This is a genomic window from Streptomyces sp. NPDC057950, from assembly GCF_042887295.1.
In the GTDB taxonomy this organism is placed as follows: Bacteria; Actinomycetota; Actinomycetes; order Streptomycetales; family Streptomycetaceae; genus Streptomyces; species Streptomyces kaempferi.
In genome coordinates this window covers 49,479-72,943 of record NZ_JBHVPP010000026.1, presented here as the reverse complement: position 1 = coordinate 72,943, position 23,465 = coordinate 49,479, and the positions used below count along the sequence as shown (strand labels likewise).

The window sequence follows — 23,465 nt, the reverse complement described above, 5'->3', positions numbered from 1 at the left end:
CCGCCTCCTTCGAGGCGGCCGCCGCCACGGGTGATGCGGGCCGGGGGAGCGCTGGGCGCCTCGGGTGTCGGCGCGTGTCTCGGCGTGAGGCGATCGAACGTCAGCTGAGCCAGCCGGTCGGGCTGTTGCCCGGGGGAAGCGAAGGCGGAAGTGCCGGGGGCAGCGGGCGCGGACTCGGGACCGAAGCGCCCGCAGGCCTCGGGAGGAGACCGCCCGACGAGGGATCGGTGTTGAGGATCCATTCGAGTTCGCGTTGGATCCGGCGGGCCTCGTTGCGGACCTGGAGCGGTATGTCGCCGCGTTCGGAGATCAGTTGGGCGTAGATCGGTGCTTCGTGCACGGGTGGCGCTTCTCCTCGTGTCTGGTGCCGTGCCTCTACGGTAAGGCCGCGGCGACTTCACGGGAGTCATCCTCCCAGTTCGGCCAGAACCGGAAGAACTCGACCATGGAGTGGCACGTTCAGGGGGACGGCCCCGGGCCTCGATGCCGGGGACCGTCCCCCTCGTACGCGATTCGGTGGACCCTCTCGGTGCCCTACGAGCCGTTGGAACTCGACGGGCCGAAGAACTCGACCTCCGCGATGGAGACCTGCTTGGAGGCGGCGGCGCCGTAGGCCGAGCGGATGATGAAGCGGACCGCGGTGACGTCACCCGCGCGGAACTTGCGGCTCTGGCCGCCCGCGCCCTGGTCGAGGGTGAGGAAGCGGGTGGTGGTCCGGCCGTTCGCGGTGGTGACGCGGGCCTCGATGCGGTGCGGCAGCGCCGACTGGGAGATCTGGTCCGCGTGAGTGGAGACGCCCGGGGTGATGACCAGGTCCAGCAGCCTGGTCGGCTGCGCGAAACTGGCCTCCAGCCACTCGCCGTCCCCGGACTGCGAGACGCCCGGTCCCCACCAGGTGTTGTTGAGCTTGTCGAAGGCGAGCCCGGCGCCGTGACCGGGGAAGGAACGGGACGCCTTGTAGCTGTCGGGGCCGATCGGGGCCCGCTTGGCGAAGTGGTCCTTCACGGCCTGCACCGCCGTACCGGTGTTCATCGCGGCGACCACCACCAGAGTGAGGACGACCGCGCCGACCACCCAGTTCATGACGCGTCCGAAGCCGCGGCGCAGTCGGGGCCGGTCGCCGGCCCACGGCGTCCGCCCGTTGCGGGAGTTGAGCAGCCGCCGCCACCAGGGCAGCCGCTGCGGGGTCTGACGTTCGCCGGCCATGGGCAGCGCACACCGGCCGCAGAAGTGCCGGTCCGGACGGTTGGGAGTGGCACACCAGGGGCAGGGCACACCCCCTTCCGCGCCGTGCTCGCCACCAGGGGCGCGGACCTGCGGGCGGTTCGCGACGGGGAGACCCGGCAGCACGGGCGCCACCGAAGGCGCGGCGGGCCGCTCCTCCGGATCCGCCACCGGTACCAGCAGTGACCTGGCCCGTTCGGCCGCGGAGTCCCGGGAGACCTCGGGGGCGGCGGACGGCAGCGGCTCGGTGTCCGCCGTGTCGTCGTGCCCCGCCACGGCCGTGGGGGAGGCGTCGGGAAGACTCGGGTGGGCGCGGGGGAGGTCGTCGCCGGTACCGCCCGTGCCGCCGTGGACCGGGCTCGCCGCGGCCCGCGCACCGACCGCCACGTCCGAGACCGCGTCACTGCGGTCCATCCTCGCGCTGTTGCTGGCGTTGGCGTTGGCGTTGGCGTTGGCCGCGCCCACGGCGGCCACGGCGCCCACGGTTTCCACGGCGCCCACGGTGTCCGGGCCGCCCGTGCCCGTCCGCCGCGCACCGGTTCCGGCGTCCGTGTCATGGGCCGTACGCGCCGTCCCCGTACCGGCGCCCGGCACGGGGAACGCGTCCCACCCCGGCTCGCCCTCCGCGGACCCGGCGCCGACGGCCGGTGGTGCCTCGTCGGTGGCCACGGCGCCGGGGCGCCGGGTCTCCGCCGCCGCCCGGGAACCGCTCGTCCGGGCGGTGGCCGTCGCGGCCGGACTCCCGGCCCAGTCGAGCACCGCGCCGCAGGCGTCGCAGAAGGACTGACCGGGCTCCGCCCGAGTGCCGCATTCGGCACAGGCGGGGGCGCGCCCGGGTTCGGTGCCTGGGGTCTGGGTGGTCATCTCTCGGGGATCCTTTCGGCGGCGGTCACCTGGACCGTGTAGGGCATGTGGGCGGGGCGGGCGGCCGCCACGAGGCTCTCCAGCCGGTACTCGTCCGCCGGCGTCGGATCGGGCAGCCGCAGGGTGACGTGCAGCCGGGGGCGGCGGTCGCCGGGGACCGGGCCGAGCGGGCGGGGATCCCAGGAGGCGGCGCCGCTCTCGGTGATCTCCGGTTCGGCGCCGAAGGCGAGCCGCACCGCCTCGGCCAGACCGCGACGGGTGCCGCGTACCCGGTGCAGATACGCGGCGGCGGCGACGGCCGCGCGCAGCCGGGCGTCCGGCTCCGAGCCGTCGATCTCGGCGCCGACCCAGGTGCCGAGCCAGCGGGCGAAGTCGGCCGGCGCGAGCGCCGGGTCGAAGTAGCTGTGCAGACAGTCGAGGGCCAGCAGGATCGGTGCCACGACCTCGTCGAGGCCCGCGACGAAACGCAGCGCGAGGTCGTCGTCGGCGAAGACCGCGGGGAGCATCGCGCCGATCGGCGCCGAGGACTCCAGGCCGTCGATGGAGCCCCTCATGACCCGTCGCCGATGACGCGCACACGGTGGTCGAACGAGAAGACCAGGGAAGGGGCTTCGAGATCGATCCGGTCGGTCGGGTCGCCGCGCTTGCCCGTCAGCGGGTCGGCGGGGTGGAGCTGCACGGCGTCGACGAGTTCGACGCCGGGGACGCGCTGCAGCACCGCGAACACCTCGCCCGACTGCACGGGGCGGCCGAAGGGCCAGCCGGTGCCGTTCGCGCCGCCGGTGAGCGGGTCGAGGTGGCGGTAGAGCGCGTCGTGCGCCTGGCGGCGGACCCGGTCGGTGTCGACACCGCGGAATGCGTGCACGGTGGCCACCACGGTGACGCCCTGGTAGAACGGCGGGCCGACCGCGAGCCGGGTGCCGATCAGCCGCCGCTCGTCGAGATAGCGGGTGATGCGCTGCAACAGGGCGTCACCCGGCACGAGTTGCTCGAAGCGCAGCCGTCCGCCGGGGTCCGGCACCGCCTGTGGGACGACCAGGACACGGACCGCGTAGGCGCCGTGCTCGCCCTCGTCGCCCTCCAGGCAGGTGATACGGGCGGTCTCGGGTGCGGCGCGCCGGGCGAGTTCCTCGTAGTCGCGCAGGGTCACGGCCCGCTCCTGGGCCCGCAGAGTGATCGGCGCCCGGGTTTTCGCCTCGGCGACGGTCTCGCCCTCGACGCCACCGCGCGCCGCCTCCCGGTTGACGACCTCCGCGACGTACGGCACCGAGCTGCGCAGTACCTGGACGGCACCGCGGGCCACATTGCCGGCCCGCCCGCCGCCGGTCCGGTAGCGGCGGGCGCGGATGACGGCGCCCTTGGGCGCCACCGACCCGTACTGGCGCAGTGTGCCGTCGGGTTCGCGGACGGCGGGCCCGAAGGAGATCTCGCCGGTGGCCGCGTCCAGGGCGATGTGCCGGTCGTCGGGGCCGGACGCGGCGAAGTGCGGGACGACGTCCCAGTCGGTCCAGCCGTCACGTTCGGCCGTCTGCAGCAGGACCGGCGGGGTGTCCCCGACGACGGGGAAGTGGGTGAGCCGCAGCCGCTGCCCCGGCAGTCCGGTGGATTCGCCGAGCGCCTCGTCCCGGATGGTCTCGGCGTGGATCGCCGAGGTCGTGCCGCCGAGTGTGAACGCCTCCGCGGCCTGGACGGTCGGCGAGGTGGTGTAGAAGGGCTGGTCGGGCAGCGGGTCGGTGACCCGGCAACGAAGCCAGCCCGCCTCCTGGCCGCCGGTGCGGGAGAGCGTGTGGCCGCCGGGGACGTGCAGGACGACGTCTCCGGGCCGGTTCAGACCGCCGGTGCCGTCGCGGTCGACCTCGCAGGCGGTCCAGCCGTCCTCGGTCCACGCCTCCCAGACCAGAGGCGGCTGGCGCGGGTCGACACCGACACCGTCGACCCGGCTGTCGAGCTCCAGGGCCACCGCGCAGTGCGGTACGGCCGTGGTGAGGCCGAACAGCACGCAGTCACCGGGACCGGGCGCCTCCGCGAAGCACAGCACGTCCTTGCCCTCGGTGAGGTCGGCTGTCCGGTCGGTGACCGCAAGCCCACTGTGCTGTACGACGAGATGACGCAACGCGGTCGGTACGACGGTCAGTTCACGCTCGGTCGCGAAGACGACGGCCTCCTCGCTCTCCGTGCGCAGCGTCGCGGCCTCGGTGCCGACGGGCAGCACGATCGGCTCCTCCTGCGGCGCGGACAGCCAGAAGGTGACGTCGGTGCGGGCGGCCGAGGGCGGGAAGAGGGTGATGCCGACGAGGTCCAGGAAGGCCAGATGGTTCTTCTCCGGGACCCGGTTGAGCCGGTAGACGATCTGGTCGGCCATGTGGGCGACCGTCTCCACGAGGGTGACGCCGGGGTCCGACACGTTGTGGTCGGTCCATTCGGGCGCGCGCTGCTGGATGTAGCGCTTGGCGTCGTCGACGAACTGCTGGAAGCGGCGGTCGTCGAGATTCGGGGAAGGCAGTGCCATCAGCGGTCGCTTTCAAGGGAGTTGCCCGAGCCCGGGGCGTCGGGATCCTCGTGGGAGGGGATGACGTAGAACGGAAAGACCAGACTGCGCGGGTTGTTGGTGCCACGGATCGAATAGCGCACGTCGATGAAGAGCACGCCCTGGTCCGCGCCGGCCGTCACCTCGACGTCGTTGACCTCGATCCTCGGCTCCCAGCGGTCCAAGGTGGTGTACACCTCGTGCTGGATGCGCCCCGCCGTCGCCTCGTTGACCGGGGAGAACACCAGGTCGTGGATGGCGCAGCCGAACTCGGGGCGCATCGGCCGCTCGCCCGGCGCGGTGGCCAGCACCAGCCGGATGGCCTCCTCGATCTCCCGTTCCCCGCTGACCAGCGCGATGCCTCCGGTGGGGCCGATGCGCATGGGGAACGCCCAGCCGGATCCGACGAACTGCTCGGCCATCAGAGGGACTCCCGCCTGTTGCTGACGAATTTCTCGGCCATCACGGCAGTGGATAGGGCTTGTTGTTGACCATCACCAGGCCCTGGAGGGGGATGGTGACTGCCCGGATGCCGACGGCCGCGATGGAGTTGACCTGGACGGTGCCGCCCGCCGTGAGAGTCGCGGCGCCGACCGCCTTGAGGCTGAGCGCCCCCACCGCGTCGACGTCGACCGCCCCGCCGAGGGACTTCAGGTTGACGAGCCCACGGCCCTCGATGCTGAGCGGTCCGCCGCTCTTGATCGTCAGACTCCGGCGCGCGCTCAGGGTGAGGTCCGTGCCCGCCTCCACCGACACCGACCTGCTGCCCTTGATGGTGACGGACCCCTTGCTGTCCACCGTGATCTCGGTCTTCGTGCGGTCGAGGTTGATGGTCAGCTTGTCGTTGCCGGAGGCGATGCGCACGCCCTGCTTGCGGGCACCGGTCTGCTGGCTGAGCAGGTCGACGCGATTGCCCTTCCGGTCGGACAGGGTGTGCCGGATCGCCTGCTTCTTGAGCCCGTCGTGCAGCGGGACGTCGCTGACGACGGTCGGTCTGTCCTTGCCGTTGTAGAGGCCGCCGACGACGAACGGGTGATCCAGGGCGCCGCGGTCGAAGGCCACCAGCACCTCGTCGCCGACGTCGTACGGGAACACCCCGCCGCCGCCCTTCCCGCCCAGTTGCACGGTGCGCGTCCAGTCGCTCTCGTACAGGTCGTCCAGCCAGGGGAACTGCACCTTGACCCGGCCCTGTTCGAGGGGGTCCTGGACGTTCGTCACCAGGGCGTTGGCCACGCTCGGCAGCTTCGGGGTGGTGGCCGTACCGCCTCCGGAGGTCAGGCCGTACAACGAGCGCCACTGCCGGCCGCTGACGGTCACCCAGGTCCGGTAGGGCTCGTCGTTGCCGAACTCGTGCCGGACGGAGGTGACCGTGTACTGGCCCTCGAAGGGCTTGCCCACGTCGGTGAGCGCGATCGGGACGCCGGGGCGCAGCTTGGGGTTGCCCCAGACCACGACCTCCAGCTCGGCGAAGGACGAGGTCACGTCGTCGGCCAGGGCCTCGGCGGCGAACTTGACCTCGGGCTGCCGGTCGTAGGGTGTGTCGGTCTCGACGAGTCTGGCGGGCTTGAACTTCTTCGCCGTGTCCTGCGGCGTGACACCGATGGCGAACCCGGCGTTGGCCGTGGCGGGCGCGGTCGCGGTCAGCTTCTTCTTGGTCCCGACGTCCCAGCCGCGGGCCTCGGTCTTGGCGACCTGGTCGGCGGAGGTCACCGCGGCCCGGCAGCGCAGCACGTCCACGCCGCCCTGGAGCACGAAGGGACTCTTCTCGCCGGGTGTGCTCGTCGAGGGCGCTCCGGACGCCGGGTCGGGCTTGACGAACTGGAACCTCCCCCGGGAGTCCAGCGACATCACCATCTCGTTCTCGTCGGCGAGCCGGGCCAGGAAGTCCCAGTCGGTGACGTTGGCCTGGCTGATGAACTCGTACACGGTCCGGGTGGACCCGACCTTGGCGCCGACCGGGATGCCGTTCATGGCGACCAGCTTGCGGACGATGTCGGAGGCCGTCTGATTGCGGTAGGCGGCCACCCTGCGCTGGCGCATCAGACGGTGGCCGAGGTCGTAACCGCGTACGACGGTGAAGGTCCCGGTGCCGTCGTAGTCGGTCTCCATCCCGGTGACCTCGCCGGTCAGCAGTGGGGAGGAGGCCCCCTGACCGTCGGCGACCGGCGCGAGGACCACCTCGGTGCCGCACTGGACACCGAGGTCACCGAGCACCAGCCGGTCCGGGTCGCGGAAGGTGAGCCGGAACGCGCCGGGCACCCCGGCCCCGAGGTCGACCCAGCAGGCTACGAGGTCGGAGGCGATCTTGTCCGGGAGCGGGCTGCCGCCCACCGTGACGTGGACGACGCTGGAGTACGAGGCCTGCACCATCAGAGACCCACCTCCTCGGCGGCCGGAAGCACGAGTTCCGTGCCGTTCGACAGCCGGGACGGGTCGTCGATGCCGTTGACCTCGGCGATCGCACGCCAGGCGGCCGCGTTCCCGTACTCCCGCCAGGCCAGTGACTGCAGCGAGTCGCCCGCCACGACCCGGTGCACGCGCTGCGCGGTGAGAGCGCCCGACGTCGGGTTCTGGCCCTTGGTCTTGCTGGGGATCTCGTGCAGATGCACCTGGCAGCTGGCCCGGATCGGCACGCCCGTCGTGCCGAAGAGCGAGTAACTGGCCTCCACGGAGCCGACGTACGCGGTGAAACGCGCGGTCGAGAACGACCCCCACTGGAAGACCACCCACGGCGTGGACGGCTGCTTGGCGGCGATGCTCTTCGTCGTCACCTCGCAGCAGGAGAACAGCGCCTCGACCTTCTTCAGCACCGTGTTGCTGGTCGGGTCGGCGGAGGAGTCGAGGAAGATCTCGACGGTCAGTTCACGCGGCTCGGGACCCATGAACTCCGGGAGGGAGCCGTCGCGCACGGCCGCGGTCGGGGTGGTCTTCCACCGGGCGCGGCGGGTCAGGGAGAGCGTGGTGGGGTTGAAGTCGAAGTTGAACGTCTTGATCAAAGCGCCCGGTGTCGTGCTGTGGCCGATGGGCGGCTCGTGGATGGCCAGCGTGGCACGCACGAGACTCTTGCCCGCACCGCCCTTGCTGCCCTTTCCTGCCTTGCCTGCCATGTTCTTCGCCGTCCCCTAGTCCCTGAAATCCCCGAGTTCCTGACCTGTTCCGGTCCGTCCCTAGTCGGTGAACCCGTGGTGGGTGATCTCCAGGACCTCCGTGGCCACGCCCGGACTGGCCGGATCCAGTGACGGTCCCCGCCAGCTCACCGGCAGCACGTCGATCAGACCCCAGCGGGCCACCTCCGAACCGTCCGCGCGCAGCGCGGCGATCTGCGCGGTGGGCCGTTCGACGCCCGTCGTCACCGACGAGATCCAGGCGGCGACCTTGGAGGTGTCCGGGGTGAGCGGGCGGGTCAGGCGGATGTTGGAGAAGGTCACACGGGACGGAAGCTGCCACACGAACCCGTTGTTGCCGCCCTCCTGGCGCTGCTCGATCTCCACCTGCGACGAGAGTCCTTCACACCCGTTGAAGTAGCCGAGGCTCTCGCCGTCGATCGTGAGGGTGAAGAAGATGGTGGATCCCGGGTCGAGATCGGTGGGCATCGGGGGTGGGCCTTTCTCGGAACGGACTTACGGGGTGGGGGAGATCAGCGACGGGGGTCGCGCAGTTTGCCGATCCGCTCGCGTTCGAGGCGGAGTTCGGTCCGCAGCAGGCGGGTGATCGGTCCGGCCAGCTTGTGCGTCAGCTCGTCGATCTGACCAGGGGTCAGGGCCCGGGGGTTGAAGTCGACGGGGGTGTACGCGGGCGGGGCCTGCTCGCTCTCCACGCCCCGGTTCCCCGAGGAGGAGGACGGGGGTTCGCTCGCGGAGTACGCGGGCGGAGGACCGGTCGGAGGGTGAGGCGGCGGCGGTGACGTCGGGTTGACGACCCGCTGGACACGCGGAGTCACGGGAGGCGTGGCCGGCCTCGGGGCGGGTGGCGTGGGCGGAGCCACCGAGGCCCGTTGCACCGGGAGGGCGAGGGACGGAACGGGGGGAACCGCGTTGAGGGGTACGGCCGTTCGGGGCGTCGGGCGCGAGGGGTTTCCGGAGTTCGTCGGACGCGTCGGAGCGGACGGACCGGTCGAGGGACCCGCGGACGGTGAGTTCGAGCCGCCCGCGACCGGTGAACTCGTGTTGCCGAGCGGGCTGTTCGGGCTCGTGGCCGGGTGGAGCGGTGACGTGCCGTCGTGGTGGTGCCGTGCCGTTGCCGCCGACCGCGGCGACGGGTCGGCCGAGGCGTACCGCACCACCGGCGTGGGGTGTCCGACGGCCGGTGAGGACGCGGGCGTGCCCGGCGCGGTGAGGCGCTGCACGACGGGGACTTCGCCTCGGCCCGCCGGCCCGGCGGCGGCCACGGGGAGGCCGTCGCCGACCGGCGGGTGCGGCGGCGAGATCAGTGGCGTCGAGCGCTGAACTGCCAGGGGAGCGAAGGTGGTTGTGCCGGAGGTCGGCGTCGGACCTGGCGTGCCGGTGGCTCGCGCCGGAGCGCCGTGGTGGGTTCCGGAGAGCGGGAGCGACAGCACCCCACCGGACGCCTCGGGGGCGGTGGTCAGTCGCTGTACGACGGGGGCACCCAGGCCGAGCCGCTGTACCGGCGTGCCGTGCGGAGGGGTGCCGGAACCGGGGCGGGGAGCGGTGTGCCGCGGCACCACCGAGGGTGCGGGTGCCGGGGCTCCGGGCTGCCGGGTGGAGGACTGTCCGGCCGACGCGGAAGGAGTCGCGCCCGGCCGCGGGTCCACGCCCGACGGCAGGACGGCCGAGACCCGCTGACCTCGCGGCGCCGGACCACCACCGGGCGCCGGCGAGCCGTCGGCCGACCGCTGTAGGGCAGGTGCGTCCGAACCACCGGAACCGGCCGGGGCCGGAGGAGCGCCGGTGGGACGCGGGCCGGCCGGGGCGGCTGCCACGGCGGGGAGCGTACGGCCCGCGCCGGGGGGATTTGCCGCCGGGAGAGGGGCGCCGGGCGCGGGGTTGCCCGGAACGAGTGACGTCGGTGCACCGAGGGCCGGGGACGCCGTCGCGCGCGCGGCGGTGGGCCGCGGCGACGACGAGGCGCGCGACGCGGGGCCGGTGGCCGGGGCGGGCGCGGCAAGCCGCTGGACGGGAGGAGAGCCGACCGTCGGCGAGCCGGCCGCCGATGCTCCGGCACCGGGCGTGGACGCGCGAGCGACGGGTGAGGCGGGACCGCCCGGACGGGGGCCGGTCACCGCGGGACCGGGCGGCTGGGCGAGTGAGGGAGCGGTGCCGGCGACCGGTGAGCCGGGGAGCGTCGCACCGGGGTCGGGCGAGGCCATGGGCATTCCGGACGTCGGCCTGGCCCGCGCCGAAGGACCGCTGACAGGCGACCGGTCCGCCGCGGGGGTCAGCGTGGTGAGCCGCTGGACGACAGGAGCGCTGGGGCCCGCCGGGCCGACCGCGTGGGCTGCCGTGGGCGACTGGGAGCCGCCGTGCGCGGCGGCCGGACCAGTGCCCCCGTCCTGCCCTCGTTCGGACACCGCCCGCGGGGCCGCGGCCCCGGCACCACCGGGCAGCCCGGGACCGGCCGTCGAAGGCACCGGCCCCGAAGTCCTGGGACGACGCCCGAGCATCGGACCGCCGCCGGGTGCGGCGGCTCCTGTCGCCGGGGAGCGCTGGACGGCCGGTGCCGTCGCGGTCACGGCACCACCGATAAGCGGCGCGGCCCCGGTGACGCCGCCTCGCGGCCCCGGCGCGGCGCTCCCGGAGCGTTCGCCGCGCGGGGCGGACGGGCCGCCCCCGGAACCGCCGCCGCCCGGAAGGCCGGGGGCGGCCGTGGTGCGACGCAGGGGTACGGCCGCGGGGACGGTCCTGCGCTGCACCGCGGTGGCCGGAGGCACGGCGGGCAGGGCCGAGGTCAACGCGCGTGCGGGGGTGAGCGCACGTACCTGCGGACGCGACGACACCGACGGCACGGAGGACGGCTCGGAGCCGTTCCGCCCGGGAACACGCCGTCGGTCACCGTCGGGGCCCGGGGTGCCGGACGAGGCCGGGGCCGGGGCAGCGGAGGAGACGGCGCGTTGAACCGGAACGCCGCCACCCGGGAGCCCGGACCCGGGACCCGCCCCGGCGGACGCGGTGCCGGACGAGGTTGCGCCGCCGGGCGCTGCAAGGCGCCCCGCCGGAGTTCCCGGGCCGCGTACCGGCGCGGACACCACCGATTCCGGCCCCGCTGCGGGCGGGTCGAGCCGCGCGGGCGGTGCCGCGTTCGATGCGGGGGAGGGAAGGGGCGCGCCCAGAGCCGAGCGTCGCCGCGGCTTTCCCGCGGTGGGGACGTCGGCCGGGGGCTTCGGCGCGGCGGACACCGCGGCCGAGGTGCCGGCCGCCGGCGCGCCGGGCACCGTACGCCCTGTGCCGCCGGAGGTACGACGCTGGACCGGCGGGAGGGGCCCCGTGGCGGCGACGCCGTACGTGGACCGTGGGACGGAAACGGACGGGGCTGACCGCCCCGCGTCCGCCGGAGACCCGCCGGGCGCCGAGTCCACGGGACCCGGGACCACGGGACCCGGCCCGGCGGGGGTGACGGCCGGGCCGGCGGACGTGGGCATCGGGCCGGCCGCCGGGGAAGCGGCGGTGGGCGCGCCCGCCGACGGCGTGTCGGGGGAGGAGGCGTGCGGGGAGAGAGAGCCGGAACGGGCCCCGCCCGCGGCCGGCGAAGCCGACGGCGCCGAGGGGCCGTTCGCCGTATGCCGTGGCACGGACGGTGTCACCACCGGCAGCGCCCGCCGCTGTACCGGGGGTCCGGCCGGCGCCCTGGTGAGCCCGATCGGCGCCGCAGGCCGCGTGGCCGCGAGCGGTACGGCGGTCACCCTCGGGCCCGTCGGCCCGGTCGCCGCGACCGGGAGGCTCGCGTGCCGCGCGGACGGCGCGCCCGTGCGGTCGGCCGTCTCCGCGGGTGTCGCCACCGGCAAGGAGAGCGAGGGGAGTTCGAGGCCGGAGGCGGGCGGCGCGGGAGTGGCGAGCACACCGCGCATCAGGCCGCCGGGCGCGCCGTCCAGCACGGCGTGGGAGAGCGTGCCGGTGAACGACGGGTTCTGCCAGGTCGTCAGTCGGCCGCCGAACCCGGAGTCGGCGACGGAGCCCCGTCCGGCGGTGGCGCGCTGGATGGGCGGCAGTGAGGGCCAGGCTGCGGGCCGCACCGCGCGGGCCCCGCCTTCCTCGCCGGTGTCGCCCGCCCCGGATCCGGCGCTCGGAGACACCTTGCTGCCCGTCCCCGGTGCCGGGCCGCCGCCCGGCACCGGAACACCGGCCGACCCGGTGAGGGCGGCGCCGCGCGTGCCCCGGTCCCGTCCGCCACCCCGTAGCCGGTCAAAGACGCCCATGCCGCGTCACCTCTCCCCGGCGCCGCGGTGGACGAGCGCCGCGATCTGTTCCGTGAAGCGGCGCCGGTCGCGGTGTTCGAGGTCCAGGATGGTCTCCAGGCTCCAGTGGAAGTGGTAGGCGATGTACGCGATCTCCTCGTGGATGGGGTCGGTCGCGTACGTCACGATTCCCCCAGGCGGCTCCCGCCGAGTTCGACCTCGAACGGCTCCTCGCAGTGCGGGCAGGTGACGGCGGCACGGGTGTGGCCCTCGGCGTTGACCTGGCGGTAGAAGTCCTGCAGGAACGCGAGGTCGGAGGCGAACATGTTCTCCACCACCCCGTCGTGCACCAGGGGCAGCGTGCCGAGCCGGGTGATGACCCGGCCGAGGAGCACGACGGACAGGTACGCCGGGTTCTCCTGGACACGCATGTCCCGGAGCGGGATCAGCTCGTCCCGCGCGGTGGCGAGCCGCATCACGCCGAGGCGGTGCACGGTGCCGGAGTCGTCGACGTACCCGCGCGGCAGCTCGAACTCGAACTCGGTGCGCAGAGGTTGGGGTGTCGCGGCCGGGACCGGGGCCGGAGCAGCGGTCTGCTCAGGCCCCGCCCAGGCTTCCGCCTCCGGCGCCGGTTCCGCGACGGCCGCGGCCGCGGCGGTCCTGGGAGCCGTACGGCGCATTACTCGATGACCAGTTCTTCGAAGGTGATCGTGACGGTCTCGGTGAGCGCGGCGGCCTCGCCGGCCTTCACGGTGCTGGTGTCGATCTTGCTGCACCAGGCGTTGCGCATGTTGTACCGCTTGACCGGGTTGTTCTGATAGTCCATCACCATGATGGTGGCGTTCTTGCGGGCGGTGCTCATCTGACCGGCGACCGACTCGGTGATCCACTGGTTGAAGGCGGCCGACTGGGTCATACCGCGCACCACCGTGCAGGTCCCGGCCTTCTTCACCCCCGGCAGCTTCTTGGTGACGGGGATGCCCTGGGCGGAGACCTGCTGGTACTCGATGACGTCCTGCTCGATGCTGAGGCCGCTGACCTCGGCGAGGTACTCGACCATGACACCGTCGATCTGCAGGCCGAAATTGTGCGATGTGAGGGCGTCACCCGGCTGGAGACTCATTTGTTCTCTGTCCTTCTGAGGGTTCTGGTACGTACGGGAAGCGGCGGGCGACCGCCGGGACGGTCACGTCGGTGCGGACCGCCGGCGCGCGAACTACTCCTCCAACTCGCCGTTCCCGCTGGAGAACTGGGCCAGCCGGAAGATCACGAACTCGGCGGGCTTGACGGGTGCGATACCGATCTCGCAGATGACCCGGCCGAGGTCGACGGACTCCGGCGTGTTGGTCTCCTCGTCGCACTTGACGTAGTACGCCTCCTCGGGCCGCGAGCCGAAGAGGGCGCCGCTGCGCCACTCGTTGACCAGGAAGGCGGACACGTTGCGCCGGATCCGGGCCCACAGCGCGTGGTCGTTCGGCTCGAACACCACCCACTGGGTGCCGATCAGGATCGACTCCTCCAGGTAGTTGAAGTACCGGCGGATGTTGAGGTAGCGCCAGGCCGGGTCGGAGGACATCGTGCGGGCGCCCCAGACGCGGATGCCGCGGCCGGGGAAGGCGCGGATGCAGTTGACGCCGATGGGGTTGAGCAGGTCCTGCTCACCGCGGGTGATCTGCAGTTCCAGGTCCACCGCCCCGCGTACGACCTCGTTGGCGGGAGCCTTGTGCACGCCGCGCTCGGAGTCGTTGCGGGCCCAGATGCCGGCTACGTGACCGCTCGGCGGGATCATCCTGGTCTGGCCGGTCGCCGGGTCGAAGGCCTTGATCCAGGGGTAGTAGAGGGCGGCGTACTTGGAGTCGTAGCCGGCCGTCTCCTGACGCCAGACGCGGATCTGGCGGGCGTTGAGGCCCGGCGGCGGGTCGATGACCGCGACCCGGTCGCCCATCAGCTCGCAGTGCGCGATCAGGCCGAGCTGGACGGCCTTGACGGCCTCCAGGTCGATCGCGCCGCGTTGGTAGGCGGCCATCAGGTCGGGCACGGCGACCATCGAGACCTCGTCCACGGCCTCCAGGCCGCCGAAGCCGGTGCGGTCGGCCGAGTCGCCGAGGTACTGCGCGGGGCCGATGTGGCCCTCGCGCTCCGCGGCCGGGACGACAGGCGCCGAGGACGAGGGCGCGGCGAGCGCCACCGTCTGGTTGTCGGGCCGGACCAGCTGTGCGGCGGGAGCGGCCTCCTGCACGGTGATGAGCTTGGAGCGCTCCTTCACCTGGGTGACCACGTAGTTGCGGCCGCCCTTCTTGGCGGTCACGTCGAAGGTCTCGACGGCCTTCTCGCCGTCCTTGACGATCAGCCTGAACCGCTCGGCGGGGCCCTCGCCCTCGGGGTCGGCGACCTCGACGCTGAGCGAACCGCCCGCGACGGCGCTCACCGTGAAGGTGCCGAGCTGCTTCGGCTCGCCGGGCGGCAGCGCGGCCTGCGCCGCCGCTCCCGTCACCGCGGCCGGGGCCGTCGCGTCGCCGTTCACGCCACCGGGTGTCCCGCCGACCCGGACGACATAAGCGGCGGAGCCACCGTTGTTGAAGAAACCGTAGACGGAGTGCGCGAGGTAGTACCCGTCGGTGAACTCACCGAAGGCCGCCACGTACTGCGTCCAGTTGGTCACCAGCGTCGGCTCGTTGAGCGGCCCCGACGGGGCGAGCCCCACGAAGGCCGCCACCGAGGTGCCCACCCCCTCGATCGGACGAGAGCCGCTGGCCACCTCCTCGACGTAGACGCCCGGCGACAGGTAGGACGGCATGCTCTGCTCTCCTCGGGGTACGAGATGGGACGTCGTTCACCCTCACGCGCGAAGCGCGTCTCCCGAAACGTCCTGCGGTACCTGTCCGGGGGCAGTTCTGTTGCCCGCAGGGGCAATCCGACGTGCCGTCCGCGCTGTTGCCCTCACCGTTGCCCCCGAGTGCGTTCCCGCGGCCCGCCTCGTCCGGTAGAGCTTGGAGGCTGCCGCACCCGCGTCCAAGAAGAGTCCCAGTGCACACGCAGGACCGGGACACCGACAAGACCCGTGGCCGGGCAGGTGCGGCCGCCCCGGCGGAACGGGCAGCCGGCCCGGGGCCGCCCGGCTTCTTGAGCCCGCGGCCGGCCGATTCCGTTGCCGCGTAGAGCAGTTCGGGCCGTCGGCAAAGGGCAGCGACCGCAGACCTTCGGGCACCCGCCGTGCCCCGACGCCTGCTGACGGGAGCCCGCCCGCGGCCATAGCGTCGACAGGTGAGCCTTTGGACTTCGCTGGAGCCTGCCTCCAGCACTGTGGATCCCGGTGGCAGTACCAAGGTGCGGCTGCGCCTGCGCAATACCGGCGACGTGGTGGACGAGTACCGTTTCGAGCCGGTGGGTGATGTCGCGCCCTGGACGACGGTGGAGCCGCAGTCGCTGCGGCTGTATCCGGGGACGACGGGGACGGTGGAGTTGACGTTCGCGCCGCCCCGGACGCCGGACGCGGCGGCGGGCCCGAACCCGTACGCGGTGCGGATCACGCCGACCGAGCACCCTGAGGCGACGACGGTTCCCGAGGGGAACCTGACGATCACCCCGTTCACCGAGGTGCGGGCGGAGTTGGTGCCGCCGACCGTGAAGGGGCGTTTTCGTGGGCGGCCCAGACTCGCGATCGACAATCTCGGCAATACGAAGCTGACGGCGTCGATCAGCGGGAGTGACAACGGGGACCATCTCTCGTACGACATCCATCCGAGCAACATCCAGATCGAGCCGGGGCGGGCCGCTTTCGTCAGGGCGACGCTGAGGCCGCGCCAGATCATCTGGTTCGGGTCGAAGGAACAGCGGCCCTACTCGCTGGCTGTCCAGCGGTCCGGGACGAAGGCGCAGCCCGTCGAGGGGACTTACGTGCAGCGTGGCTTCCTGCCCCGCTGGCTCGCCACCTTCCTGGGCGTCTTCATGGCCCTCGCCATCACCTTCGTGATGCTGTGGCTCGCGTACAAGCCCCAGGTCCGCAGCTCCGCCACCGAGAAACTCCAGGAAGCCGGCGTCAGCACGCTGCCGCCCAGCCCCTCGGCGTCCCTCCCGCTGCCGCAGCCCTCGATTCCCCCGCAGGCCCCCACTCAGGAGGCGGCCCCGTCTCCGACCGAGAAGCCGGCCGGTGGAGGCGGCGGGGGCGGCGGTTCCGAGAAGAAGAAGGAGACCAAGGCTCCCGAGGAGACCGCGGCGACCGCTGTCACGCGGCTGGCCGCGGACGATCCCGGCGTGCGGCACATCTGCTACCGGGCCTACGAGACGGGCGGGGGCTGGCAGAAGCCGGTCTGCGACGGCGCCATGGCGGGCACGGTGGGGCAGAACCGCCCCATCAAAGCGCTCAACCTTGCGGTGTCCGGCACCAAGGGCATGAACGGCAACGAATTCGTCCACGAGAAGGAGTGGCTGAACCCCTGGACGAGCGTGGCCGACGGGGTCGACCTGTACCTCGGGAGCACCAAAGCGGACGACCCGTACATGCTGGCCTTCGGTATCAACGCGGGTGAGGGCACCATCTGCCAGAACGCGCACGTCCACAACCAGGCATGGCTCGGTCTGCAGTGCAACACGCCCCCGAAGTGGATCTTCGGAGGGACCCTCGACCAGTCGCTCTGGCTCGAAGCCGTCAAGTTCACCGTGTGAATCGTCCGCGCCCGGCCGGTCCAGGGCGTGTTGCGAAAGTCCCGTCGTCCGCCCGAGGCAGGCGGGACTTTCGCAACCCGCCCCAGGTGGGACCGGCCGGGCGTCGGTGCGTTTCGGCGCGGGCCGGGCCGGGCCGGTCCGGAGGGCGGCACCGCGGCCCGCGGCGCGGAGTCACCAGGTGCCCTCGCCCGGGACCAGCCGCCCCGCCTTGCGGTACTCGCGCCGTGCGCCCTCCAGCAGGTCCGCCGTGGTGACCTCCGCGTCGCGGCCCGCGGCCGTGTAGGCGGCCGTGACGACGGCGCTGCGGATCGAACCACCGGCGAGTTCGAAGTCGTGGGCGACAGCCCGCGGGTCGATGCCGTCGGCTCGCGGCACATGGGTCAGGGCGTGCCGCCACAGGGCGAGGCGCTGGTCCGCGTCCGGGAACGGGAAGTCCACCACGAGGTCGAGGCGGCGGGTGAACGCCTCGTCGATGTTGGCGCGCAGGTTGGTCGTCAGCAGCGCGATGCCGTCGAAGGACTCGAGGCGCTGGAGCAGATAGGAACTCTCCATGTTGGCGTAACGGTCGTGGGCGTCCTTGACCTCGGACCGTTTGCCGAACACGGAGTCGGCCTCGTCGAAGAGGAGGACGGCATCGGTGCGGTCGGCCTCGGTGAAGATGCGCTCCAGGTTCTTCTCGGTCTCGCCGACGTACTTGTCGACGATGGAGGAGAGCTGCACGACGTAGAGGTCGAGGCCGAGTTCGGCGGCGACGACCTCGGCGGAGAGGGTCTTGCCGGTGCCGGAGTCGCCGGCGAACAGTCCGAGGACGCCCCGCCCGCGACCGCCGCCCGCGCTGAGCCGCCACTCACCGAGCACGCGGTCTCGGTGGCGGGCACGCAGGGCCAGCTCGTGCAGTTGCAGGAGCGGTTTGTCGGGCAGCACGAGATCGTCCCAGCCGACGTCGGGACGGATCCGGCGGGCGTGCCGCTCCAGGCCGGAGGCGGACTGCTGCCGGGCGGCCAGACGCAGATGGGCCGCGGTGAGCGCGCCGCCGTCGAACGCCGCGAGGTTTCGCGCGGCACGGGCGGCGCGCACGATGCGGTCACCGCCGAGCCGGTACGGCGCGACGACGGGGGCGAGGTCGAAGCCGGGCGGGGAACCGGAGCCGTGCGGAGGATCCGGAAGGGGGCCGGCGCCCGCGGTCCGCTCCGGTGCGGGCACCGCGTCCTCGGCCGGCTCCGTCCAGGGTTCGGCCTCGGACGCGGGTTCCTCGCCGAGCGCCGAGGCCCACGCCTCCACGGCACCGGCCCGCAGCCGGGGCGCGTCGAGGACAAGCGGGTCGCGGTGATCGCACCAGTGCGGATCGTAGGGGCGGGGATCGGTGAACAGGACGGACACGTCGTCCACCGCAAGTGCCCGCATCAGCGGCGCGGGGTCCGCCGGCAGCGGGGACACGACGATCGCGCAGTCCCGCAGCCGTGCCTCGCGCAGGAGTTCGGCGATCGGATCGTGCGCGGCGGTATCACCGGGCGTGAAGTGGAGCGACTCCCGTCCGGAACGGCGCAGGGCGGCCGCGGCGCAGGCGAGTCCGTCTCCGGCCCGGTGCTCGCGCAGGTACACCGGGAGCTGGACGCGCGTCAGCCGGTCGGCGAGCCGGAGCAGGAAGTCCTCGTCGTACCGCTCGCCCCGCACCGGGGCCCGCAAACGGCGGACGTGGCCGCTCAGCGCCGCGTCGAGGGTGTCGTCGCCGAGCAGGTGCGCCACCAGCCGGTCGGGGACACGCAACGACCGGCTGAGGAAGGGACGTTCGGGTTCCTCGACCACGACGAGACCCAGCGTGGACAGCGGAGCCGAAGGATGGAAGCGGGCCCGTGCCGCGGCCTGGTGCGCGGGAAGCCCGCACAGGTCGAGGGCGAGCCCCGTGGTGGCCCGGCGGCGGCCGACGTCGTCGTTGAGGTAGCCGTACAGCGGCTCGAAGGCGCGCTCGAGGTCCGGTGCGAGGGCGATGAGCAGGATACGGACGTCCAGTTCCGTGAGCCCGAGGCGCCCGGCGAGCAGGTCCAGCCGGTCACCCCGCTCGGGGCCCCAGTCCTGCCGGGGCCCGGGACCCGGGACGGCCGGCTCCAGGAGATGCCGTACCGCCTCCTCGGGCAGGTACAGGCCACGCAGGGGATCGGTCGCGGTGGGGTCGGTGGCGCTGCGCTGCTCCACGAGCAGGGCGACACGCTCGCGCAGCCGGGACAGGCGGGGGAGGATCGCGTCGGCCGCTTCCACGGGCACCGCCTCGGTCGGTACGGGGGCGGCGGCGGTCCCCGGGACGTGCGGAGTCACTTGGCCCGCTTCTCTCCGTCGGGCCGGCCCGTCGCCGGGGGATCCGCGTCGGGCGCGGTGCCGGCCCGTGCTGGTGCGCTGGTCAAGTGCCGTGCCTGGTGATGTCGTTCGGGTGAACCCTCCAGCGTGCCGTCCATGCCGCGTACGCGCACGGCGGCGCCCTCCGTGACCGGCGGCCCGGCGTCGTACTCCGGGAACGCCGGGAACGGCGCGGTGACCACCAGGTCGAGCGAGGGCTTCAGTTCGCCCCCGAGCGCGGACCAGATCTCGGCCAGGGACCGTGACTCGGTGTGCAGGCCCGCCACCGTCAGCGGTACGGACAGGCCCAGTGCGCCCAGCGCACCGGGGAGTTGCTCGGGAGGGAGGACTTCGTGGGGAAGCAGCGTGGCCAGCACGGCGGACAGCAACCGGTGTTCGTCCTGCGGCTGTTTGGTCCAGGCCGTCACCAGATACGACAGCCGGAACCAGCGGGGCGGCTGGCGGCGGCGGAGCACGACACCACGCTCGTCACGGACGGCCATGGCACCGCGTTCGCGGCGTCTGACGTCCTCGCGGATGTCGTACAGATACGTGTTGATGGCGGGCGCGTTGCGCCGGGCCGCCCACTCGCGGGTCGGCGCGTCGAAGGAGACGTCGATGCCGGAACCGTCCAGGGCGCCGCTGTTGAGCAGCCGCTTGAGGACCTCGTCGACCTCGTGAATCACCGTCGTGCTCCCGCCGCGCCGTGCTGTGCCGTGTCGAGATGTGCCGTGTCGAGATGCGCTGTGTGTCCGCCGCGCACCGTCATGTCCCGTTCGAGAGGCCCCATGTGAAGGACCGTCGGGCTCAGATGTAGCCTTCCCGGAGGGCGTAGGCCACAGCGTGCGCGCGATTGCGCAGGTGGAGCCGGGTGGTCAGCCCGTGCATGACGTTCTTGACGGTTCGCTCGGAGTAGGAGAGTTTGCTCGCTATCTCTCCGGTGTCCATTCCTTCGGCGATGAGCCTCAGGACGTCGATCTCACGCGGTACCAGGCCGGCCAGCGGAGCGCCGGGCCGGCCGGCCGCGGTCCGCTGGAGCGAGCCCACCTGAGTGATGAGGCGTCCCAACAGATCCGCGGGCAGGTCACCGTCACCCCGTGACGCCGCGAGCACGGCCTGCACCAGACGGTGCGCGCTGGCCTCGTGGCGCCAGACGATCGCTCCGACACCACACTCGATGACGTCCAGGAGCTCCGCCTCGCGGATCGCGCCCACCACCAGGACGGCGTGTGCCCCCTCGCTGCGCACCAGCCGCCGCAGCCGGGAGAGCGTCGCCTCGTCCGGGCTCTCGTTGACGAGGACGGCCACCGCGCCGGGGCCGGCCTCCGCGCCGTCGAGGAGATCGATGACCGGGTGCTGCCCCAACTGGCTGCGGACCCCTGCCTGGGAGATCGGGTCGGGTGCCTGCACCACCACCGGGATGCGGTTCGCGGAGCCCACCGCGCGGGATTCGGCCTGCCGGTGTGACACGCCTGCGTCAGTGGTCCGTAATGAACTGCGCAACCGTTTCTCCCAAATCCACGTACTCGTCGCCCCCGCGCCGGCTGTGGCCGAAGGGCTTGTCCCAGACTTCTGCGCCTGGTGTGTCCCGCGCAATCGTGGAGGACCACGAGACGTACCACGAGATCGATCATGAAAAGTTCACGACAGGAGGCAGCGATGGGTGCCGAACTCGAGACGCTGCGGGATCGCCGGGAGGCACTGGAGCTGGTGGCCGCCGAGGCGGACCGTGCCCGTTCGGGGTCCGGCCGACTGGTGCTGCTCAGAGGTGCCACCGGAACGGGGCGTACCGCCCTCCTGGAGGCCGTCGCCGGACAGGCGGCGGCACGCGGCACGCGGGTGCTGCGCGCCCGCTGCTCGTCCGACGAGGACACCGCCGCCTTCGCGCCGGTCCGGCAACTGCTGGCGTCCGCAGCCGAGTTCGAGAGCGGGGTCAAACCCTGTCCGGACCCAGCCGACGCCCCGCACCGGTGGACCCGCGCGGAACACCTGTGGGACCAACTGCGGGCGTACGCCGTGCACTCGCCCCTGCTGGTCGCCGTGGACGACGTCCACCGCGCCGACGAGTCCTCGCGCCGCTGGTTCGTCGAGGCCGCCCGCCGGATCGACCGGCTCCCCGTCCTGCTGGTGGCCACCGAACGGAGCCAGTACGACCTCGACCCGCCCCCGGCGGGCCTGGCGCACGCGCTCTCGCCCACCCTCGTCCGTACCCACACCGTCGCCCCGCTGAGCGCCGACGCCGCCGCGCGGCTGGTGCGCGCGGAGTTCGCCGACGCCCCGCCCGGCTGGGTGGACGACTGCGTACGGGCCGGCGCCGGCAGCCCCCTGCTGCTGCGCGCCCTGCTCGACGACCTCCGCGCGCGGGAGCCGGACGGCGCCCGGCGCACCACGCTCCCCGAGACCTGCGCGGCGCTGTACCCGGGCGCGTACCCGGCCGCCGTGACCTGGTGGCTGGACAGCGCGGGACCGGCGACCGCGGGGGTGGCTCGCGCCCTCGCGACACTCGACGCCGACGCGATGGAGGACGAACATCCCCAGGAGAGGGCCGAACTGCTCGCCCGGATGGCGGACGCGGACCCCGCCCGGGTGCCCGGCTGGCTCACGGCCATGACCCACCTCGGTCTGCTGCGCCCAGGACCTCGGGGGCGACCGGGCTACGCCCACCCCCTCTTACGGGACGCGGTGCTGAGCGGCTGGCCCAGCACCCGGCGGCAGACCGCCCACCGTACGGCGGCCGAGGTGATGGTGCGCCGCGGCGATCGCGCCGAAACCGTCGCCGGACAGCTCCTGCGGGCACCGGCCGTCGGGGCGCCCTGGGCCGCGACCGCGCTGCTGGACGCCGCCGATCTGGCGGTGCGCGACGCCAGACCCGACGACGCCGTGGCGTTCCTGCGCCGGGTGCTCGACGAGCCGCTCACGCCGGCCCGCCGCACCACGGCCCTCACCGAGCTGGGCTCCCTGGAGTTCGCCGTCGCCCGTTCGTCGGCCGGGATACCGCGGCTGACCGAGGCGACCCGGCTGCCGGGCACCCCGCAGGACCGGGTACGGGCGGCGGTGGCACTCGGCACCGTACTGGCGCGGCGCGGCAAGGCGCGCGCGGCGATGGACGTGCTGCGCGGCCTGGACGAGCAACTGGCGGACCACCCCGACCTGATCATGCTGCTGCAGACCGCCTCGGCGCTCCTGTCGGACCACGACCAGGGAATCCGCGAGGAGGCCTACCGCTGGCTCTACGGTGCCGCCGAACGGTCCCCGGACCTGGTCGGCACGGCCGGCCGGGCGCTCCTGGTGCGCTACGACGCCACGGCCGGTCTGGTCTCCGCCGCCACGGCCATGGAACGGATGCGCGCCCTGCTCGACGAACCGGTCGACGCGCTCGCGGAGCCCTTCCTGCTCGGTACGGCGGCCGCCGTCGCGCAATGGGCCGACGAACTGGAGGAGGCCGAGAGGCTGGTGCGCCGCGGGCTCGCCCGGCAGCGGCCCTCACTGCTGCATCCGATGCACGAGGCACTTCTCAACGTACGGGCGGACATCGCCGCCGTCCGCGGGAGGTATCCCGACCTGCTCGTCGACCCTGAGGGCCGGCAGGCCGGCGAGCGGGCCCGCCGGGGTCCGGCCAACGCCCACGCGCACGCCCTGATCGCGCTCGTCGAGACGGGCCGCACCCAGGAGGCGTCCCGGCTCGCCGGCCGCTTCGATCTCCGGGACGCCCAGGACTCCTGGGAACTCAACCGGTTCCTGTACGCGCGAGGTGTGCTGCGGTCGGCGACCGGTGATCCGGCGGGCGCCCTCGACGACTTCCTGGAGTGCGGGCGGCGGCAGACGGCGCGGGACGTGGTGAGCCCCGTCGTCACGCCCTGGCGCACCGCGGCCGCCGCGTGCCGTACCGCGCTGGGCGCTCCGCAGGACGCCCTCGCGCTGGCCCGGGAGGAGCTGCGGCTCGCCCAGGTCTGGAACACCCCGCGGCTGGTGGGCAGGGCCCTGTCCGGGCTCGCCACGGCCACCGGGGGCCGCCGCGGGCTCGAACTCGCCGACCGCGCCGTACACATGCTGCGGGACGCGCCCGCGGAGACCGAGCTGATCCCCGCCCTGATCGCGCAGGGGCGCCAGTTCGTCGCGGCGGGAGAGCGCGCACGGGCCCGTGACGCCCTGCGTGAGGCGGCCGAGCGCGCCGAACGGCTGGGAGCGGTGCGCCTGCGGGCGCGGGCCGAGGAGGCACTGCCGGAAGGCCGTTCCCGCGGCACGACGACGGCGCTCACCGGATGGGAGGCGCTGACCGGCAGCGAACGCCGGATCGCCGCGCTCGCGGCCGGCGGCCGGACGAACGCCGAGATCGCGGCGCTCCTGCACCTGGCCCGGCGTACCGTCGAGACCCATCTGACCAGTGCCTACCGCAAGCTCGGCATCCGCCGCAGGGCGGAACTCACCGCCGTGATCGGAGGGCGGGCACCGGACCATGGCGAACCGGTGGAGGTACGCGGCGCCTGAGCGGGGCTCCCGCCCCGG

At 73.3% G+C, this 23,465-nt stretch carries 18 protein-coding genes; 2 read left to right on the top strand and 16 right to left on the bottom strand.

The genetic code is table 11. From position 1 onward, the window contains the following. Positions 1-100 precede the first annotated feature (100 nt). The 13 genes from ACFVTC_RS35240 to ACFVTC_RS35180 form a co-directional block, all read right to left on the bottom strand. Positions 101-340 carry a hypothetical protein gene (locus ACFVTC_RS35240; protein WP_390132637.1) on the bottom strand — a complete coding sequence of 80 codons (240 nt, stop codon included), beginning with the start codon at positions 338-340 and terminating at the stop codon, positions 101-103. A gap of 194 nt (positions 341-534) precedes the next feature. Next, positions 535-2,088 carry an NADase-type glycan-binding domain-containing protein gene (locus tag ACFVTC_RS35235; RefSeq protein WP_390132635.1) on the bottom strand — a complete coding sequence of 518 codons (1,554 nt, stop codon included), beginning with the start codon at positions 2,086-2,088 and terminating at the stop codon, positions 535-537. Continuing rightward, complete coding sequence (locus tag ACFVTC_RS35230; protein WP_390132633.1) at positions 2,085-2,642, bottom strand: phage tail protein; 558 nt, start codon at positions 2,640-2,642, stop codon at positions 2,085-2,087. The genes ACFVTC_RS35235 and ACFVTC_RS35230 overlap by 4 nt, the downstream gene beginning before the upstream one ends. Next, positions 2,639-4,597 carry a putative baseplate assembly protein gene (locus ACFVTC_RS35225; RefSeq protein WP_390132631.1) on the bottom strand — a complete coding sequence of 653 codons (1,959 nt, stop codon included), beginning with the start codon at positions 4,595-4,597 and terminating at the stop codon, positions 2,639-2,641. Before ACFVTC_RS35225 ends, ACFVTC_RS35230 begins: the two co-directional genes overlap by 4 nt. After that, entirely contained in the window at positions 4,597-5,037 is a 441-nt protein-coding gene (locus ACFVTC_RS35220; RefSeq protein ID WP_168532519.1) for a GPW/gp25 family protein, read from the bottom strand. The genes ACFVTC_RS35225 and ACFVTC_RS35220 overlap by 1 nt, the downstream gene beginning before the upstream one ends. A gap of 40 nt (positions 5,038-5,077) precedes the next feature. Next, positions 5,078-6,985, bottom strand: coding sequence for a VgrG-related protein (locus ACFVTC_RS35215; protein ID WP_390132628.1), 1,908 nt, complete (start codon positions 6,983-6,985; stop codon positions 5,078-5,080). Further along, on the bottom strand, positions 6,985-7,722 hold the full coding sequence (locus tag ACFVTC_RS35210; RefSeq protein WP_390132626.1) for a LysM peptidoglycan-binding domain-containing protein: 738 nt from the start codon (positions 7,720-7,722) through the stop codon (positions 6,985-6,987). The genes ACFVTC_RS35215 and ACFVTC_RS35210 overlap by 1 nt, the downstream gene beginning before the upstream one ends. 60 nt (positions 7,723-7,782) lie before the next feature. Then, the gene (locus ACFVTC_RS35205) at positions 7,783-8,208 is read right to left on the bottom strand and encodes a phage tail protein (protein ID WP_390132624.1); all 426 of its coding nucleotides are present in this window, start codon (positions 8,206-8,208) and stop codon (positions 7,783-7,785) included. Between the two features lie 44 nt (positions 8,209-8,252). Continuing rightward, on the bottom strand, positions 8,253-8,432 hold the full coding sequence (locus ACFVTC_RS35200) for a hypothetical protein (protein WP_351724310.1): 180 nt from the start codon (positions 8,430-8,432) through the stop codon (positions 8,253-8,255). A 3,558-nt stretch (positions 8,433-11,990) separates the two neighbouring features. Further along, on the bottom strand, positions 11,991-12,149 hold the full coding sequence (locus ACFVTC_RS35195) for a DUF6760 family protein (RefSeq protein ID WP_390132622.1): 159 nt from the start codon (positions 12,147-12,149) through the stop codon (positions 11,991-11,993). Continuing rightward, a complete protein-coding gene (locus tag ACFVTC_RS35190; RefSeq protein ID WP_390132620.1) occupies positions 12,146-12,643 on the bottom strand; it encodes a hypothetical protein in 498 nt (165 codons plus the stop codon). The genes ACFVTC_RS35195 and ACFVTC_RS35190 overlap by 4 nt, the downstream gene beginning before the upstream one ends. Continuing rightward, positions 12,643-13,086, bottom strand: coding sequence for a phage tail protein (locus tag ACFVTC_RS35185; RefSeq protein WP_390132618.1), 444 nt, complete (start codon positions 13,084-13,086; stop codon positions 12,643-12,645). Before ACFVTC_RS35185 ends, ACFVTC_RS35190 begins: the two co-directional genes overlap by 1 nt. 93 nt (positions 13,087-13,179) lie before the next feature. After that, positions 13,180-14,760, bottom strand: coding sequence for a phage tail sheath family protein (locus ACFVTC_RS35180; RefSeq protein ID WP_390132616.1), 1,581 nt, complete (start codon positions 14,758-14,760; stop codon positions 13,180-13,182). Between the two features lie 467 nt (positions 14,761-15,227). On the opposite strand from ACFVTC_RS35180, the gene ACFVTC_RS35175 reads away from it, so the two are divergent. Further along, the gene (locus tag ACFVTC_RS35175; protein ID WP_390132614.1) at positions 15,228-16,628 is read left to right on the top strand and encodes a hydrolase; all 1,401 of its coding nucleotides are present in this window, start codon (positions 15,228-15,230) and stop codon (positions 16,626-16,628) included. 171 nt (positions 16,629-16,799) lie between these two features. Here the strand turns inward: ACFVTC_RS35175 and ACFVTC_RS35170 are convergent, their stop codons facing one another. The 3 genes from ACFVTC_RS35170 to ACFVTC_RS35160 form a co-directional block, all read right to left on the bottom strand. After that, complete coding sequence (locus ACFVTC_RS35170; protein ID WP_390132612.1) at positions 16,800-18,941, bottom strand: ATP-binding protein; 2,142 nt, start codon at positions 18,939-18,941, stop codon at positions 16,800-16,802. Continuing rightward, positions 18,938-19,645: a DUF4255 domain-containing protein gene (locus ACFVTC_RS35165; RefSeq protein WP_390132610.1), complete on the bottom strand. Its 708-nt coding sequence runs from the start codon at positions 19,643-19,645 to the stop codon at positions 18,938-18,940. The genes ACFVTC_RS35170 and ACFVTC_RS35165 overlap by 4 nt, the downstream gene beginning before the upstream one ends. A gap of 121 nt (positions 19,646-19,766) precedes the next feature. Further along, on the bottom strand, positions 19,767-20,429 hold the full coding sequence (locus tag ACFVTC_RS35160) for a LuxR C-terminal-related transcriptional regulator (protein WP_390132608.1): 663 nt from the start codon (positions 20,427-20,429) through the stop codon (positions 19,767-19,769). A 189-nt stretch (positions 20,430-20,618) separates the two neighbouring features. Here ACFVTC_RS35160 and ACFVTC_RS35155 point away from each other — a divergent pair, with 189 nt between their 5' ends. Continuing rightward, entirely contained in the window at positions 20,619-23,447 is a 2,829-nt protein-coding gene (locus ACFVTC_RS35155; protein WP_390132606.1) for an AAA family ATPase, read from the top strand. Positions 23,448-23,465: the final 18 nt, after the last annotated feature.